The 17,387-nt window shown below is 61.1% G+C and carries 18 protein-coding genes; 6 read left to right on the top strand and 12 right to left on the bottom strand.

What is annotated here, in order from left to right; genetic code table 11:
• The first annotated feature begins 171 nt into the window (after positions 1–171).
• From BN1800_RS13860 to BN1800_RS13830, 6 genes are all read left to right on the top strand, one after another.
• Positions 172–1,056, top strand: coding sequence for an ABC transporter permease (locus tag BN1800_RS13860; protein WP_086998315.1), 885 nt, complete (start codon positions 172–174; stop codon positions 1,054–1,056).
• The gene (locus BN1800_RS13855; protein ID WP_086998312.1) at positions 1,053–2,180 is read left to right on the top strand and encodes an ABC transporter permease; all 1,128 of its coding nucleotides are present in this window, start codon (positions 1,053–1,055) and stop codon (positions 2,178–2,180) included. Before BN1800_RS13860 ends, BN1800_RS13855 begins: the two co-directional genes overlap by 4 nt.
• Before the next feature lie 55 nt (positions 2,181–2,235).
• The gene (locus BN1800_RS13850) at positions 2,236–3,207 is read left to right on the top strand and encodes an ABC transporter substrate-binding protein (protein WP_027510173.1); all 972 of its coding nucleotides are present in this window, start codon (positions 2,236–2,238) and stop codon (positions 3,205–3,207) included.
• Between the two features lie 423 nt (positions 3,208–3,630).
• On the top strand, positions 3,631–4,818 hold the full coding sequence (locus BN1800_RS13845; RefSeq protein ID WP_027510172.1) for an efflux RND transporter periplasmic adaptor subunit: 1,188 nt from the start codon (positions 3,631–3,633) through the stop codon (positions 4,816–4,818).
• 11 nt (positions 4,819–4,829) lie between these two features.
• Positions 4,830–8,135, top strand: a complete 3,306-nt coding sequence (locus BN1800_RS13840) for an efflux RND transporter permease subunit (RefSeq protein ID WP_086998309.1) — start codon at positions 4,830–4,832, stop codon at positions 8,133–8,135.
• Positions 8,136–8,579: 444 nt separating this feature from the next.
• Positions 8,580–8,975, top strand: coding sequence for a DUF930 domain-containing protein (locus tag BN1800_RS13830; protein WP_086998302.1), 396 nt, complete (start codon positions 8,580–8,582; stop codon positions 8,973–8,975).
• Between the two features lie 41 nt (positions 8,976–9,016).
• Here BN1800_RS13830 and ureG read toward each other — a convergent pair whose 3' ends face one another.
• From ureG to BN1800_RS13770, 12 genes are all read right to left on the bottom strand, one after another.
• Complete coding sequence (gene ureG / locus BN1800_RS13825) at positions 9,017–9,628, bottom strand: urease accessory protein UreG (protein WP_027510168.1); 612 nt, start codon at positions 9,626–9,628, stop codon at positions 9,017–9,019.
• Positions 9,629–9,702: 74 nt separating this feature from the next.
• Entirely contained in the window at positions 9,703–10,374 is a 672-nt protein-coding gene (locus BN1800_RS13820) for an urease accessory protein UreF (protein ID WP_086998299.1), read from the bottom strand.
• Between the two features lie 6 nt (positions 10,375–10,380).
• Positions 10,381–10,860 (bottom strand): urease accessory protein UreE, encoded by a 480-nt coding sequence (gene ureE, locus BN1800_RS13815; RefSeq protein ID WP_086998296.1) that lies wholly within the window; start codon positions 10,858–10,860, stop codon positions 10,381–10,383.
• 79 nt (positions 10,861–10,939) lie between these two features.
• Complete coding sequence (locus BN1800_RS13810) at positions 10,940–11,806, bottom strand: GGDEF domain-containing protein (protein WP_086998293.1); 867 nt, start codon at positions 11,804–11,806, stop codon at positions 10,940–10,942.
• 352 nt (positions 11,807–12,158) lie between these two features.
• A complete protein-coding gene (locus BN1800_RS13805; RefSeq protein ID WP_086998290.1) occupies positions 12,159–12,833 on the bottom strand; it encodes a TIGR02117 family protein in 675 nt (224 codons plus the stop codon).
• 29 nt (positions 12,834–12,862) lie between these two features.
• Complete coding sequence (ureC, locus tag BN1800_RS13800; protein ID WP_086998287.1) at positions 12,863–14,575, bottom strand: urease subunit alpha; 1,713 nt, start codon at positions 14,573–14,575, stop codon at positions 12,863–12,865.
• A 3-nt stretch (positions 14,576–14,578) separates the two neighbouring features.
• Positions 14,579–15,202 (bottom strand): Urease operon accessory protein, encoded by a 624-nt coding sequence (locus tag BN1800_RS13795; protein ID WP_086998442.1) that lies wholly within the window; start codon positions 15,200–15,202, stop codon positions 14,579–14,581.
• 11 nt (positions 15,203–15,213) lie between these two features.
• The gene (locus BN1800_RS13790; RefSeq protein WP_086998284.1) at positions 15,214–15,627 is read right to left on the bottom strand and encodes a lysozyme inhibitor LprI family protein; all 414 of its coding nucleotides are present in this window, start codon (positions 15,625–15,627) and stop codon (positions 15,214–15,216) included.
• A gap of 21 nt (positions 15,628–15,648) precedes the next feature.
• Positions 15,649–15,954, bottom strand: a complete 306-nt coding sequence (locus BN1800_RS13785; protein WP_022716977.1) for an urease subunit beta — start codon at positions 15,952–15,954, stop codon at positions 15,649–15,651.
• An 11-nt stretch (positions 15,955–15,965) separates the two neighbouring features.
• Complete coding sequence (locus BN1800_RS13780) at positions 15,966–16,220, bottom strand: DUF1272 domain-containing protein (RefSeq protein WP_086998280.1); 255 nt, start codon at positions 16,218–16,220, stop codon at positions 15,966–15,968.
• A gap of 10 nt (positions 16,221–16,230) precedes the next feature.
• Positions 16,231–16,533 (bottom strand): urease subunit gamma, encoded by a 303-nt coding sequence (locus BN1800_RS13775; RefSeq protein WP_024315673.1) that lies wholly within the window; start codon positions 16,531–16,533, stop codon positions 16,231–16,233.
• A gap of 21 nt (positions 16,534–16,554) precedes the next feature.
• Positions 16,555–17,376, bottom strand: a complete 822-nt coding sequence (locus BN1800_RS13770; RefSeq protein WP_027510158.1) for an urease accessory protein UreD — start codon at positions 17,374–17,376, stop codon at positions 16,555–16,557.
• Positions 17,377–17,387: the final 11 nt, after the last annotated feature.

Genomic DNA, 17,387 nt, shown 5'->3' with positions numbered 1-17,387 from the left:
GGGGGGAGATCACTGTGCCGTTCTGGTCTCGCCAAACGACATAGGTTCGTCCTTGCGCGACGCAAATGAGGAGCAAGGAGCCGGCGCCGACCCAATCTCCACCCTTGTTGGGGAGATGTCCGGCAGGACAGAGGGGGCTGCCGGCATACTCGGCACCGGGAGGGCATGCCCATGACCCCCGACACCCTCAAGGACAAAGTCATCCCCGTCCTGACGATCCTGCTGGCGCTCGTCGTCTTCTGGTATGTCGCAGCGGTCTTGATGAACGCGCCCTTCCAGCGCGACATGGACCAGCGCGGCAACGTCGCCCCCGCCACGATGGAATTCATCGGCAAGACGCTCTCGCAGCCGAAGCCGATCCTGCCGGCGCCGCATCAGGTGGCGAACAGCGTCTTCGAGAACACCTTCCTGCGAAAACTCTCCAGCAATCGCAGCCTAATCTATCATGCCGGCGTAACGCTGTCCTCCACCGTCGTCGGCTTTGCGCTCGGAACCCTGCTCGGCATCGCAATCGCCGTCGGCATCGTGCACATCAAGACGCTCGACCGCAGCCTGATGCCGTGGATCATCGCATCGCAGACGGTGCCGATCCTGGCGATCGCGCCGATGGTCATCGTGGTGCTCGGCGCAATCAACATCACCGGCCTGATTCCGAAGGCGCTGATCTCGACTTATCTCTCCTTCTTCCCCGTCGCCGTTGGCATGGTCAAGGGCCTGCGCTCGCCGGAGATCATGCATCTCGACCTGATGCGCACCTATAATGCGACCGCATTGCAGACCTTCTGGAAGCTGCGTGTCCCGGCCTCGATCCCGTTCCTCTTTACATCGATGAAGGTGGCGATCGCCGCAAGTCTCGTCGGCGCAATCGTCGGCGAACTTCCGACCGGGGCCGTCGCCGGCATCGGTTCGAAGCTTCTCGCCGGTTCCTACTACAGCCAGACGATCGATATCTGGGCGGCACTCGTGGCGGGCTCGGTGCTGGCGGCCACGCTTGTTGCGATCGTCGGCCTCGTGGCAAAGATCGTTGATCGCGCCATGGGCGGGAGACCGGCATGAAGAACCTGGGTGTCTCCTGGCAGGCGGTGATCGCGCTTTTTCTCTGCGCAGTGGCGCTGCTCTCGCTACCGCTCCTCAACAAAGGCGCGCCCCACCCCTTCAGCGATGAAACGGTGATGCTTGTCATGGTTATCGTCGCGGCATCCGCCCTCATTTCCATGGCACCCCTGCCGGGGCTCTATTCCGCGACCGTTCTGCTGATCGGCACCTATGAAGCCGCCTGGATGCTGCTCTCTGGCATAGCCGGCAACGAGGGCATGGCGGCGAAGTCCTTCTTCCTTCTGATCGCCGCCTGCTGGCTGCTCGCCTGGCGCTGCGTCACCGTGCTTTCCAAGCTCAACCCTGCCTCGAATTTCGCAAGCTCGTTCCTGCGCCTGCTGATCCCGGCGATCTTCGGCGCCTGGATCCTCATCCTCTGGGAAACGGCGACCCGCGGTGCGGGCATTCCTTTCGTCCTCCTGCCGCCGCCAAGCGCCATCGGCGCCCGCATCGCGGGATCGCTGACGATCCTCGGCGACGACGTGCGCCAGACGATCTTCAAGGCCGTGCTGATTGGCTACTCCGTCGGCTGCGCCAGTGGCTTCATCGTCGCGATCCTGGCCGATCGCGTGGCGTTCCTGCGCCGTGGCCTGCTGCCAATCGGCAATATGGTCTCGGCGCTGCCAATCATCGGCGTGGCGCCGATCATGGTCATGTGGTTCGGCTTCGACTGGCCGTCGAAGGCTGCCGTCGTCATCATCATGACCTTCTTCCCGATGCTGGTGAATACCGTCGCGGGACTAGCCGCCTCGGGCAACATGGAGCGCGACCTGATGCGCACCTATGCCTCCAACTACTGGCAGACGCTGCTGAAGCTTCGGCTTCCCGCCGCCATGCCTTTCATTTTCAACGCACTGAAGATCAACTCGACGCTGGCGCTGATTGGTGCCATCGTTGCGGAATTCTTCGGAACGCCGATCGTCGGCATGGGCTTCCGCATCTCCACCGAGATCGGCCGCATGAATGTCGACATGGTCTGGGCTGAAATCGCCGTTGCGGCGCTGGCGGGCTCGATCTTCTATGGGGCCGTCGCCCTCGCCGAAAGGGCGGTGACTTTCTGGCATCCGTCTATCCGTGGTGGCTAGACGTCGCTTTATTCCCGCAAATGGGATTGGGGCATAACTTCAGAGGGAAAAGAAAATGAAAAAACTGATGGTTGCAATGATGGCAAGCGCAATGTCGCTCGCCGCAGCCCATGCAATGGCTGCCGACAAGGTGACCCTGCAGCTGAAATGGGTTACCCAGAGCCAGTTCGCCGGCTATTACGTCGCCAAGGAGAAGGGCTATTACGAGGAAGAGGGCCTCGACGTTGATATCAAGCCGGGCGGCCCGGATATCGCGCCCGAACAGGTCATCGCCGGCGGCGGCGCCGATGTGATCGTCGACTGGATGGGCGGCGCGCTGGTTGCCCGCGAAAAGGGCGTGCCGCTCGTCAACATCGCCCAGCCCTTCCAGAAGTCGGGCATGGAAATGATCTGCCGCAAGGACGGCCCGGTGAAAACCGAAGCCGACTTCAAGGGCCGCACCCTCGGTGTCTGGTTCTTTGGCAACGAGTATCCGTTCTTCGCCTGGATGAACAAGATCGGCCTGAAGACCGACGGCGGCCCTGATGGCGTGACCGTCCTGAAGCAGAGCTTCGACGTGCAGCCGCTGCTCCAGAAGCAGGCAGACTGCATCTCCGTCATGACCTACAATGAATACTGGCAGGCGATCGATGCGGGCTTCAAGCCGGAAGAGCTGATCGTCTTCAACTACACGGAAATGGGCAACGATCTTCTCGAAGACGGCCTCTATGCGATGGAAGACAAGCTCAAGGACCCGGCTTTCAAGGAAAAGATGGTCAAGTTCGTCAAGGCGTCGATGAAGGGCTGGAAATACTCAACAGAAAATCCGGATGAAGCAGCCGAAATCGTCGTCGATGCCGGCGGCCAGGACGAGAACCACCAGAAGCGCATGATGGGCGAAGTCGCCAAGCTGATCGGCAACGGCACCGGCAAGCTCGACACGGCGCTCTACGATCGCACGGCCAAGGCTCTTCTCGACCAGAAGATCATCAACAAGGAGCCTACCGGCGCCTGGACGCACGACATCACGGACGCGGCTGCGAAGTAATTCCACCCAATTCCGAAAACGGAAACGCGCGGCGAAATCCGCGCGTTTTTTATTCCTTAAAACCACCGCAAAAAACTTGCAGGGGAATGTCGCATCGGCGGAAGCTCGCACGTCATTGTAATGTACCGGCAATACACGGCTGCGATCAATGATCGGAATGCGCCCATAACCATACGGTGATTGATCTAGCCATAAACGGTAATTAACATGTCGGATAGGGGAATTATATTCTGCCGGTCTTGCATATTGAGCAAATCGCTACCATTTACAGGCCGGATTTGCCGGAGGAGACACTTCTCTGTAATAGAGACGGCGAATAATGCGGGAATACCTCTGAGAACACAGAGACGAAATGGCCTCTTCGCGAGCTGAGGGACAACGCGCGATTTTGGCTTATTATGTCAAATATTTGGATGACGACCCATGGCACGCACGCTCACAATACTACGCGCCTCCACCCTTCTGATCGCCGCGCTCGCGATATCTCCCGCCTTCGCGCAGGAAACTGCAACCACGACGCCACAGCAGAACCTGCCGGCAATCGTCGTGACCACCGCCAAGACGCGCGCGCTCGTTGACCGCGTGGTGGCGACCGGCACAGTGAAGCCGGTCGAGGAAGTCTATATCCAGCCGCAGGTTGAGGGCCTTTCGATCCGCGCGTTGAATGCCGATGTCGGCGACAAGGTTGCGGCAGACAGCACGCTTGCGACGCTGAATGACGACGCGCTGCTCCTGCAGAAGAGCCAGATGGAGGCAACGAAAGCAAAGGGCGAGGCGACGCTCGCGCAGTTGCGGGCACAATTGGTCGAAGCAGAGGCGAATGCCGAGCAGGCCCGCCAGCAACAGGCCCGCGCGCGGGAAATGGTGAAGAAGGGCACGGTGTCCACTGCGACTGTGGAACAGGCGGACGCCACCGCCGCTTCGGCCAATGCCCGCGTGAAATCTGCCGAACAGGCTATCATGGTTGCCCAGGCGGATCTCAAGGTTGTCGACAGCCAGATCGCCGACACGGACTTGAGGCTTGCCCGCACCGATGTGAGGACGCCGGTTGCAGGTACGGTTTCGGCGAAGAACGCCAAGGTCGGCGCGATCGCCCTTGGCTCGGGCGATCCGCTCTTCACCGTCATCCGCGACAACGACATCGAACTGGTCGCCGAGGTCGGCGAGAGCGATATCATCAAAATCGAACCGGGCCAGAAGGCGACGATCTCGCTTGCCGGCAGCCGCGACAAGCTTTCTGGTTCCGTACGTCTCGTTTCGCCGACCGTCGATCCGACAACGCGCCTTGGCCTCGTCCATATTCTGATCGATGATGACAGGAAGGCGCGCTCCGGCATGTACGGCAGCGCCGAAATTATCATGAGAACGGCCGAGAACGTGGCTTTGCCGCTTTCGGCGGTCCTGACGAGCAGCGAAGGCTCGTCCGCCCGCAGGGTCGAAGACGGAGTTGTGAGATTCGCCAAAGTAGAGACCGGCATCCAGGACGGCGCCTATATTGAGATCGTGAAGGGCCTGAAGGACGGCGACGAAGTCGTCGCCAAGGCCGGCGCCTATGTGCGCGACGGCGACCGCATTACGCCGGTTCGCGAACAGCCCGCTGCTTCCAACTGAGAGACGGCCCGATGAACTTTTCAGCCTGGTCCATCCGAAATCCCGTAGCGCCGCTGCTGCTTTTCGCTCTGCTGCTTTTTGTCGGCATTCAGTCCTTCTATAAGCTGCCGATCACACGCTTCCCGAACATTGACGTGCCGCTCGTCTCGATCACCGTGACGCAGAGCGGCGCTTCGCCTGCCGAACTCGAAATGCAGGTGACAAAGGAAATCGAAGACGCCGTCGCCTCGATCAACGGCATCGACGAAATCCAGTCTACGGTCACCGACGGCCAGTCACAAACCAACGTGATGTTCCGCATGGAAGTGCCGACGGAGCAGGCAGTCCAGGACACCAAGGACGCGATCGACCGCATCCGCAGCGATCTTCCGGCCAATGTCGAGGAACCGATCGTCGCCAAGGTCGACGTCGAAGGCCAGGCAATCCAGACCTTCGCAGTCTCCTCGCCGGACATGACGCTCGAGGAACTCTCCTGGTTCGTCGATGACACGATCAAGCGCGCCCTGCAGGGTCAGGCCGGCATCGGCCGTGTGGATCGCTACGGCGGCGCCGACCGCGAAGTGCGCATCGAGCTCAACCCCGACAAGCTGAACGCCTACGGCATCACCGCCGCCAGCGTGAACCAGCAGCTGCACGGCACCAACGTCGACCTCGGTTCCGGGCGCGGTCAGGTGGCCGGCAGCGAGCAGGCGATCCGCGTTCTCGGCGATGCCCGCAATGTCGCGGAACTCGCCAATACGACGATCGCGCTGCCGAACGGCCGCTTCGTCAAGCTCGCCGAGCTCGGCGCCATCAAGGACACCTATCAGGAGCCGAAGTCCTTCTCGCGCTTCGACGATACGCCCGTCGTTACCTTCGGCGTCTTCCGTGCTAAGGGCGCCAGCGAAGTCAGTGTCGCCGAAACGGTGGCGCAAAGCCTCGACAAGGTGCGCGCGGAAAACCCGAATGTCGGCATCGAACTGATCAATGATTCCGTCTATTTTACCTACGGCAACTATGAAGCGGCCCTCCACACTTTGATGGAAGGTGCGCTGCTGGCGGTTGTCGTCGTGTTCCTGTTCCTGAAGAACTGGCGCGCGACGCTGATTTCGGCGATCGCTCTCCCCCTGTCGGCGATCCCGACCTTCTGGATCATGGACCTGATGGGCTTCTCGCTGAACCTCGTCAGCTTCCTCGCCCTCACGCTCGCGACGGGTATTCTCGTCGACGATGCGATCGTGGAAATCGAGAACATCGCCCGGCACATCAAGATGGGCAAGACACCCTATCGGGCTGCGATCGAAGCGGCGGACGAAATCGGCCTCGCCGTTATCGCCACGACGTTCACGATCATCGCCGTCTTCGTGCCGGTGTCGTTCATGCCGGGCATTCCCGGCCAGTACTTCATCCAGTTCGGCCTGACGGTCGCCTTCTCGGTGTTCTTCTCGCTCGTCGTGGCACGCCTCATCACGCCGATGATGGCGGCTTACTTGATGCGCGCCCAGGACGGCCAGGACGACCATCACGACAATGACGGCCTCTTCTTCCGCGGCTATACGCGTCTCGTGCGTGCCACGACCGGCCACTGGTGGTCGCGCTATGCGACGCTGTTTGCGGCGATCGGCTTCCTGGTCGGCTCGGTCGCGCTGCTTGCCCAGGTTCCCGGCAGCTTCCTGCCGCCGGAAGACGCCTCGCGTATCGTGCTCTCCGTCGAGTTGCCGCCGAATGCGAAGCTCGAAGACACCGAACAGACGTCCAACGCGATCTATAACAGGGTCAAGGACATCAACGGGGTCGAAAGCGTCTTCGTTCTCGGCGGCGCCTCGCCCAAAGGCGATCTCGAACTGCGCCGCGCAACGATCACACTCACGCTCTTCAAGCTGGACCACTCGCTGGTGAAGAGGGTTGTCAACGATGTCTTCGGCTCCTTCCCGGTCATCGGCCCCTACCTGCCAAAGGTCGAAGTTCATGGCCGCGAGCGTCCACAATGGGATATCGAAAAGGAAGTCTTCGCCAAGGTGAAGGATATTCCGGACGTTCGAATCCTGAAGCTCAACGACCGCGGCGAGCGCGACCTGTCGTTCAACTTCCTCTCCAAGAACGAGAAGGACCTGAACGAAGCAGTTGGCCTTCTGGAATCGAAGCTGCGTGCCGATCCGCTGCTGGCAAACGTCAGCGCCGAAGGCGCCCTGCCACGTCCGGAACTGCAGGTTCGTCCGCGCAAGGACCAGGCTGCCCGCCTCGGCATCACGCCGGAGCAGATCTCCGATACGATCCGCGTCGCCACGATCGGCGACATTGATGCGGCGCTCGCCAAGATCAATCTCGACGACCGCCAGATCCCGATCCGGGTTCAGACCGCGCTCGATATGCGGCGCGATCTTGCCGCCATCCGCGCGCTGAAGATCCAGACGGCGAGCGGCGCGATCGTTCCGCTCTCGACCGTGGCTGACATCGACTATTCGGAAGGTGCGAGCTCCGTCAAGCGCAACAACCGCAATCGCGTCGTCGCCATCGGCTCCGACCTGCCGCAAGGCGTGGCTCTCGACACGGCATCGGCGCGCTTCCTGCAGATCGTCAAGGACACCGCTATCCCGTCGACCGTGCAGCTTGCTGAAAGCGGCGACACAAAGGTCCAGAAGGAAATGCAGCAGAGCTTCGTCAACGCGATGCTGATGGGGCTGATGATGGTTCTGGCCGTCCTGATCCTGCTCTTCAAGGATGTGATCCAGCCGTTCACCATCCTGTTCTCGCTGCCGCTGGCTATCGGCGGCGTGGCGGTTGCTCTGATCATCACCAACAATCCGCTCTCGATGCCGGTTCTGATCGGCAACCTGATGCTGATGGGCATCGTGACGAAGAACGCCATCCTGCTCGTCGACTTCGCCATCGAGATGCGCCGCCGGGGCATGGAGCGCGTCGAAGCCATGGTGGAGGCCGGCCGCAAGCGCGCCCAGCCAATCATCATGACCTCGATCGCCATGTCGGCCGGCATGCTGCCCTCGGCACTCGGCGTCGGCGAAGGCGGCTCGTTCCGCGCGCCGATGGCGATCGCCGTGATCGGCGGCATCATCGTCTCGACAGTGCTGTCGCTGGTCGTCGTGCCGTCCTTCTTCCTGATCATGGACGATCTCTCGCTCCTGCTCCGCTGGCTCTTCGGCCGCCTCGTGGGCAAGAAGGATCAGGAAGAGCTGGCAATGTCCCGCGAGGAACTGACGGAAGCCATCGGCTCTCTCTCGGAACGGGTGGAAGCGATCGAGAATCCGGAAGGCAAGCGCAAGAGCGCCAATGCCAACGACAAGAACGTAGTCCGCCTGCCGCCCTTTGCGGCGGAGTGAGGTTACGCGAGTGTTTAGAGGCCGGGGCGAACCCGGCCTTTCATTTATGTGGAATTGGAATTGAAAGCTGCGCGCAACAGCCGTTGTGAACGGGTTTCCTTTTCGAAGATATTTTTAGCAGCGGGTCTTCCAGGTTTCGATTGTCGCAGAGAACCTGGGGACTTTTCGGCAGGACGACAAAACGGCCTGGCGAAGCACTGCGGTTGCGCTCGCATTCCATATCGCCGCCGTCATCGGGCTTGCCTTCGTTCCAGCCGGGCGCCAGCAGCTTTCGCCGTTGGAAGAAAGCATAACCGTCGAGCTTCTGACGTCTCCATCGATCGATGGGGAAACGAAGCCGCCTGCTGTCGAAGCGCGCAGGACGGCGCCCAACCCGAGCAGCCGGCAAAGGAGGCGACCCTGCTGCCCCCGGCGCTTCCGGATTCAACACCGGATTCAAGGACCATGGTTCGGCCAACACAGCTCTTTTCCGCAGCGATCTTGGCCGATCCGCGAAGCAAGCAGGCACGTGAGGGCATGCGGCAGCTGGCAACCGGCGAACGCATTGTTCAACTCTGCAATATCGAAGCGATGGAGCAGGTCCGTAGATGGAAGGCCGAATTCAAGCCGGATTTCCTGGTCGCTTACGCTATGGCGGATACGAAGCTCTCCGGCCTGACCCTTCAAGCCGAAGGCGGCGCGTTTCGAAGCAACCGCCATTGGTACAATATCAAATTCAAATGCGAGGCCTCTCCGGATATCGAGAAGATCGTCGCATTCGAGTTTTCAGTTGGTGAAGAAATTCCGGAAAGCGAGTGGGAGACGCGTTTCCTGCCCGCGGATGACGGCCAGGCCGACTAACCCTCGCGCCCCCCGGGCCTTTCTGAGTGACGAATCTACCGTCAGAGCCCGCCCTGCTCCTTCAAGAAGCTGACGATTGGGCCGATGCCGTCGCCGCGCTTCATGTCGGAGAAGACGAACGGGCGCCTGTCGCGCATGCGCGCCGCGTCGCGGTCCATGACCTCAAGATCGGCGCCGACATAGGGTGCGAGGTCCTTCTTGTTGATCACCAGCAGGTCCGATTTTGTGATGCCCGGCCCGCCCTTGCGAGGGATTTCTTCGCCTTGGCAAACGGAGATCACATAGATGGTGATATCGGCCAGATCGGGCGAAAACGTCGCTGCCAGATTGTCGCCGCCGGACTCGATGAAAACGACATCGAGATCCGGAATACGCTCATTGAGACCGGCGATCGCCTGCAGATTGATTGTCGCGTCCTCGCGGATTGCCGTATGCGGGCAACCGCCGGTTTCCACGCCAACGATACGGTCCGACGGCAGCGCCTGCATGCGCATCAGCGCTTCGGCATCCTCGATCGTGTAGATGTCGTTGGTGACGACGGCGACGGAATAATCGTCGCGCAACGCCTTGCAGAGCTTTTCCGTCAGCGCCGTCTTTCCGGAGCCGACAGGTCCGCCGATGCCCACGCGAAGAGGTCCGTTTCTCGATTTCATATGTCACACTCCATTTCGGCAGATGATACCGCCCGAAGAGCGGCGCTGCCACCGGCAAATAGCGCAGACTCCCGTCAGGAGCGGAAGAGCCTCGTCGTCTGCGTCTCGTGCCGCAGCGAGGCGATATCCGCCTGAACCGCCGCCGAACCCAGATCGTCGAGCGTCGAACAGGAGGCCCTATGCGCAGTTGCGGCGATCGCCTCTTCCAACCGCGCCAGGATGGCGACGCCGTCCTTTTGTCCGGCGACGCCGAGCCGGATGCCGGCCGAGACTGACTGCGAGACATAAGCATGCAGGAAGGCCGCGAGTGCCTTTTGCAGCGCTATGCCATGAGCGCTGGCGGCTGCGCCGACGGCAACGGGATAGGCAGCGGCCCGCGGCAGCCGATCGAAGACGGTATCGGGCCAGGCGCGTGCCGCCGCCAGAAAGGCGTCGCCGAGCAGCATGGTCTCCTGATGGCGCTCCCGCGACCCAGCAAAGGCCTCCGCCAAGGCGGCAAGGTTCGCAAGCTCCGCTGCATCCGATTGCATCCGCCAGCTCGCTGCAAAGAGCACGGCATCGTTCCAGATGCTCCCGTGGGAAACCAGTGTTTCGATCCATCCGTCCAGCGAGGCCGCATCGGTGACGAGCCTGTCATGGACGGCGCGCTCGAGGCCGCCGGAATAGGCGAACGAGCCGACCGGAAAGGCCGGCGAGAGCCATGCCATAAGACGCAGCAAGCCCTGTAGGTCGCCGCTCCCGCTCATTGCGGTTTAGTCATGCGCGTGGTGGCCATGATCGTGACCATGTGAGTGACTGCCATGGGAATGGTAGGCGCCGCGGGCAGGCTGGAATGGCTCGGTGACTTCGCTGACAGTCGCGCCGAGCCCTTCGAGCATCGACCGGATCACATGGTCGCGAAGGATCAGGATGCGTTCCTCTTCGATCTGCGCACCGAGATGGCGGTTGCCGAGATGCCAGGCAAGCTCGATGAGATGCAGCCGGTCCCGGCCCTTGATCTCGAAAAGCTTTTCGTCCGCGGCCTGAATTTCGATGAGTTCGCCGTCCTCGAGGACCAGCATGTCGCCGCTTGAAAACAGCACCGGTTCCTTCAGGTCGAGCATGACCATGTCGCCGTTTTCGAGATGCAAAAGTTTACGGCGCAGATGCCTCAGATCATGTGGCAGGACGACCTTGCCAATGGGATTGGAAGACGGGGTTCCGGCCGGAAGATAGGAGGTAACATGCTGCATGTGATGTCCGTTTCTGTGAGATCACGACCATGCAAAATAGCGCTTGGCGGCGCAAGCACCAATGCGCTTTGCGAAACAGTTATATGCCGTAGGCACGCTGCGTGTCATCGTAGTCTGGCACCGCGCCCTGGACCCCGAGACCGCCCTCGACCAGATGATGATGCCATGCGTGGTTCAGGGCGTTCCTCTCGTGAACGATGCGGTTGCGGCCGAGCGCCTTTGCCAGATAAAGCGCCTTGTCGGCGGACGCATAAACGGCCTCCTTGCTGCGCCCGGGCAGAAGATCGGCAATGCCGGCCGAAATAGTGATCGATATGTCGCAGCCGTCGGCAGCGATGGGCCGTCGGGCAATCTGCGCCTTCACGGCTTCGATCTTCTGCAGCCGCTCTTCAACGTCACCGCCTGAAACGATGACGCCGAACTCCTCGCCGCCGAGACGCGCAACGACCGAAGAACCGTCGAATGCCGAGGCGAGAATTGCGGAAACCGCGATGATGACGGCGTCGCCGCAGGCATGGCCGAAACGGTCGTTGATCGCCTTGAAGCGGTCGACATCGAAGATCGCCAGCGAGGCGCGGTCATCGATATTGTCGAGCGCCTCCGTAAACGCACGGCGGTTCAACAGCCCGGACAGCGTATCGGTGCGGCTGAGCTTTTCGAACGCCGCACGCGATACCGTCAGTTGATGCATGGCATGACCGACAATCAGCGAAAGGATACCGCAGACAATGCCACTGAGGAGCCAGGACAGCGCGATGCTGTAGCTGATGGAGAGAGCGAGCGTGAACGGCAGCACACCAAGGAAGGCAAGCGGCGGCATCACCACGAGGATCAACAGGATCGACAGGATAACGGCGGCAAAGCTCATCTTCAGCGCGAAACTGAAGATCGTGCCGCGATGGTGAAAATTGCCAAGTTCAGCCTGGAGAAAAATCCAGCTCCTCATGAGAATCGACCTCCAGCTCGGCGTCGCATGAAATACCTGATTAGTGCTCAACTCCTGCCGGGGTCTTAAGCAGATCGTTAAAATTGAAACGGGTTTATGCTATTTAATGTTGTGATGTTTTCGCGCGCTCGAGGCAGGCCGCTTGGAGAGGAATCAATAATCACAAAAACGAGGTCAAAGGGCTGAAAAGAAAAGATCATTAGGACTTTAAAACGTTCCAGGCACTTGGGTTGCAGCAATCTTCCTCTTCAGAATATTTTGCCGTTTTTCACAACCGATAGAAGAGCGAGGTTGATAGCTGACTTTAAGAGTAGCAAGCTGCGACGGTACCATTGGCAACACGGCTGGTAGTTCAATTGTGGAGACCAAGAGATAAGTTCAATGTCTGCGGGACAGGATTCCACATGCCCGTCCGCAGCCCCACGGAACGCAGAGCGGCAGCAGTCCAGGTGTTGCAACCCAGCAAGGCGTTGAAATAGCCTTTCGCCTCGAAGAAACGGTCGAACATTCCGTAAGCTGCACCCGGAATCGGCACGGCCTCGCCCACCTGACCTGCAAAGCTGTTCGAAATGAAATCGAGCAACCGCTCGAACTGATTGCCGCTGAGATTGAATGCTGAAACGGATGGATGCGTTTCGGAAATATACCCCGCGACATCTACGTGCAGGACGGAACTGTCGATCGTTAGCGCCCGCAGTACCGGCAACGGCTTAAGGTCTCCCCAGGTCGGAGTTTCAAGATAGAAGGCGCGGCCGCCCCAGCCGAAAATCAGCCATTGTGCCGCCGGATCCCTGACCGGAATGCGCGCGCTTTCAAGGAAAGGGAACGCCTTCCTTGCCCTGTCATCGAGTGGAATGGCAATGTCTGTGTGAATGGGGCCTGACAGCATGAGGATTCGCAGCGATGCATTCCCATCGGAAGACGCCTGGACAGGATGGACCAGCGGTCGGGGGATGACGGTCCCGCTCGCCACCGACAGGATCAGCAGGGCCACAGCACGCAATAGCCAGCGGACGCTCCCTTTCATCAGAATTCTCCGTGCACCTGGGCGATTTCTCAGAACAGGAAATAACGCTGCGCCATCGGCAGCACGGTTGCCGGTTCGCAGGTAAGCAGTTCGCCGTCGGCGCGCACCTCGTAGGTCTCCGGATCGACCTCGATATGCGGCGTGAGGCTGTTGTGGATCATCGACGCCTTGGAGATGCCGCCGCGGGTATTCTTGACCGCGACGAGCTTCTTGGCGACGCCGAGCTTGGCCTTCAGCCCAGCGTCGAGCGACGCCTGCGAAACGAAAGTGACGGATGAGTTGGTCAAGCTCTTGCCGTATGAGGCAAACATCGGTCGGTAATGCACCGGCTGCGGTGTCGGGATCGAGGCATTCGGATCGCCCATAGGTGCTGCGGCGATCGAACCGCCGAGCAGCACCATGTCCGGCTTCACGCCGAAGAAGGCCGGATTCCAGATGACGAGGTCCGCGCGCTTGCCGACTTCGACGGAGCCGATCTCATGAGAAAGGCCGTGCGCAATCGCCGGGTTGATCGTGTATTTGGCGATGTAACGGCGGACGCGGAAATTGTCATTGTCGCCCTTCTCTTCGTTCAAGCGTCCGCGCTGGCGCTTCATCTTGTCGGCCGTCTGCCAGGTGCGGATCGCCACCTCGCCGACACGGCCCATGGCCTGGCTGTCCGACGAGATGATCGAGAAGGCGCCGATATCGTGGAGAATGTCTTCCGCCGCGATCGTCTCTTTGCGGATGCGGCTCTCGGCAAAAGCGATGTCTTCCGGGATCGACGGCGAAAGATGATGGCAGACCATCAGCATGTCGAGGTGCTCGGCGATCGTGTTGACCGTGTAGGGCCGTGTCGGGTTCGTCGACGACGGAATGACGTTCGCCTGACCGCAGATCTTGATGATGTCCGGCGCGTGGCCGCCGCCTGCGCCTTCCGTGTGGAAGGCATGGATCGTGCGGCCCCTGATGGCGCCGATCGTATCCTCGACGAAGCCGCTCTCGTTCAACGTGTCGGTGTGGATCATCACCTGCACGTCGTACTGATCGGCAACCGTCAGGCAGCAGTCGATCGCGCCCGGCGTCGTGCCCCAGTCCTCGTGCAGCTTCAGCGAGGTGGCGCCGGCGAGCACCATTTCCTCAAGCGCGCCGGGCAGCGAGGCATTGCCCTTGCCGGCGAAGGCGAGGTTCATCGGAAACGCGTCGGCCGCCTCGATCATCCGGGCGAGGTGCCACGGGCCTGGCGTGCAGGTCGTCGCCAGCGTACCATGAGCGGGGCCGGTGCCGCCGCCGAGCATGCAAGTAAGCCCGCTCATCAGCGCTTCCTCGATCTGCTGCGGGCAGATGAAATGGATGTGGCAGTCCATCCCGCCGGCTGTCACGATCTTGCCCTCGCCCGCGATCGCTTCGGTGCCCGGACCGACGATGATGTTGACGCCCGGCTGGGTGTCCGGATTGCCGGCCTTACCGATCGCGACGATCCGTCCGTCCTTGAGGCCGATATCGGCCTTCACGATGCCGGTATGATCGACGATCACCGCATTGGTGATGACGGTATCGACCGCCCCGTTGGCGCGCGTCACCTGGCTCTGCCCCATGCCGTCGCGGATTACCTTGCCGCCGCCGAACTTCACCTCTTCACCGTAGGTGGTGAAATCCTTTTCGACCTCGATGAAAAGCTCGGTATCGGCAAGCCGGACCTTGTCGCCGATGGTCGGACCAAACATGCTGGCATAGGCAGCGCGGGAAATCTTGTGGGGCATATGTCAGGCTCCTTGGGAGGAAGAAAGAGACGGTTCGGCTGCATAGCGTGTCAGCCGGCCATCTGCGATATAGCTGTCGACGAGCTGCCTTTCGGCAGCGAAGGGGTGCCACTCCCAGCCGGTATGACTGAAGCCGGCAAGGCCGATCTCGGATTTCGGAAACCTGCTGAAGGTCTCGGCAATCGCGATCATGCCGCTGCTCGGAACGACGTAGGGTGCGGGATCAAAGGTCGCCAGGGCATTATCGACCGCTTCATGAATCACTTTCTCAACAACTACATGCTGCTTGCCGGCTTCCGCGCAGAAGGCGTTGAACTGACTCGTATAATCGTCGCAGAAGTCGCCGAGTTCAGGATGCGAAACGGCAAGCGGCACACGCAGCGCAGCAAATTTTTCGGGATCGCGGACGCTCCAGATTTCCGAAGCTTCCGTGACGGCCGGGTGGCTCCGCCACGCGTCCGAACCCAGCATCGCCTTGGCCGGGCGCCCGGTGTTGCAGACGGCCACGACGTCGGTGCGGCCGGGACTTACGACAAAGGAGCGGCATTCGTTGAAACGGATGACGAAGTCCGCGGCTGCGATTGCCGCCGCACCTGTCTCACCGATTTCCCCATTGCCGATGATCATGATCTTGCGGCTCACCTTAGCCCCATCGCGTCGGAAAGCTCTTTGAGCTGCTTGGTGCGTTCATCGGTCAGGTTGGCAAGGCAACCCGCGACCAGCATAGGCTCCATCGTGCCGCCGCGCGCCTGGAAGCCGAAAGCCTCGCACTGGGCATCGCGATAGGAAATCCAGGCGCGTTGCGCAGTTAGCAGCGCTTTCTCGGCTCCGCGATCCTTCTCGTCCAGATCCTTGTCGGCCGCCGCGACCGCCGCACGCGCCTTCTTCCACTGCTCGTTCAGCGCTGCATCAGCCGTCTCGTATCGCGACTGCTCGCAGAAAGTCATGTCGAACTGGGTCTTCGGGTTCTTGCAATCCGGCTCCTGGGCCTGCGTGATGCCTGCCATCATCAAGCATGCCGCGGCGCCGGCGAGATACATGGTCAACCGCATCGATTCCTCCCGTTTTTCCTCTCAGAGCTTACCCATCACGAGCTGGCGGAAGCCGTAAACTTCGCGCTTGCCGGAAAGCGGGATCAGCGTCACGGAACGTGTCTGGCCAGGCTCGAAACGCACGGCCGTGCCCGCCGGGATGTCGAGCCGCATGCCCTGCACCTTGTCGCGATCGAAGGAGAGGCCGGCATTCGTTTCGGCAAAATGGTAGTGGCTGCCGACCTGCACGGGGCGGTCGCCGGTGTTCGATACTTCAATGGTGACGGTCGGCGCGCCGGCGTTCAGTTCGATGTCGCCGCTTGCGGCAATGATTTCGCCTGGGATCATCTTATCTCTCCTCACGCCGCCTTCACGGGCGCGCAGCCCTCGGCTTTCACGACACGTTTCGTCGATGCCGGATATTTGCCAAGCATGGCTGCTGGACGCACCGGGCGGCGGGTGAACTCGCCGCCGCAATTCGGGCATTGGCCCTGCAACACATCGCTCGCACAATCGGCACAGAAGGTGCACTCGAAGGTGCAGATCATTGCCTCCCGGCTTTCCGGCCGCAGGTCCTTGTCACAGCATTCGCAGTTCGGTCGAAGTTCGAGCATCAGAGCCTCCTCAGCGAATCGGTTCGTGGACGGTGACGAGCTTGGTGCCGTCCGGGAAAGTCGCCTCCACCTGCACGTCATGGATCATCTCGGCGACGCCCTCCATCACCTGATGCCGGCCGATGACATGCGCCCCCGCTTCCATCAACTCGGCGACCGGCCGGCCGTCACGCGCGCCTTCCACGACGAAATCGGTGATCAGCGCAATCGCCTCAGGATGATTGAGCTTCACGCCGCGTTCCAGCCGGCGCCGCGCCACCATCGCCGCCATCGAGATGAGCAGCTTGTCTTTTTCTCTCGGAGTGAGGTTCATCGTCCATCCACTTGCTTGAAACTAGAGATTCCAGACTTTCGGCACAGGCGCTCCGTTGCGCAAGGCGGAAATGACCGGGATCAGGACTTTTCTGAGGGCAAATCCGTCAGCGGCTGCAGCGCGCACGACGAGCTTGCCGTTCCAGGCGCTGGCGCCCGCCATGTGGTCGTCGAGCAAGGGGCGCACCTTCGCGAGATAGCTATCGGCGAGGGGACCAGTATAAAGCAACGTAGCAAAAGCCACCTGCCCGCCGAGGATGGGTTGGCGCGCAGTCAGCGCGCTTACGGCACCGTCAAGCCGCAACTCCTCGGCATGGATCAGCCTGCCAGCCCGGCGGATGCGCCAGCGATCGCGGAAGAGCCCGGTCTCCATCGCCTCGCCCATCGCCTTGCGGCCGAGCAGGATCGCCTCGACAGCCAGGAATTCCGCCGTCTCGTCGAGATCGACGTCGAGGCGGCGGAATAGCGAGGCGCGATCGAACAGGATGGTCTCCTGCGGCAGCCAGTCGACACGAGATCCAGCGCCTGCCTCAATCGTCGTCGTGACTTCAGCCGTTCCAGCGGATGCCTTGTAGATCTTCTCGCAGGCCTGCGTCGTCACATCGATGCGTGTTCCGGGTCCTGCGACAACGCTCCAGTTCATCCGGTCGCCGCCGGTCAGCCCGCCGGCGGTGTTGATGATGACGGCTTCCAAGGAGTCATCGAAGGTCTCCGGCAGGCGGATTTTGGCGGCACCCTCCTGATAAAGTTCGCGGATACGCGCCCGCCCGTCCAGCAGCTTTGCCGCCAGATGCCCCCGCCCCTCGGCCCTTTGCGGTCTGATGATTGCGGCCACGATCGTCATTCCATTCCCTT

Origin of the sequence: Rhizobium sullae (genome assembly GCF_900169785.1) — a bacterium.
Taxonomy (GTDB): Bacteria; Pseudomonadota; Alphaproteobacteria; order Rhizobiales; family Rhizobiaceae; genus Rhizobium; species Rhizobium sullae.
Note: the sequence above shows the minus strand (reverse complement) of the source record. Positions and strands in the feature narration are given on the sequence as shown.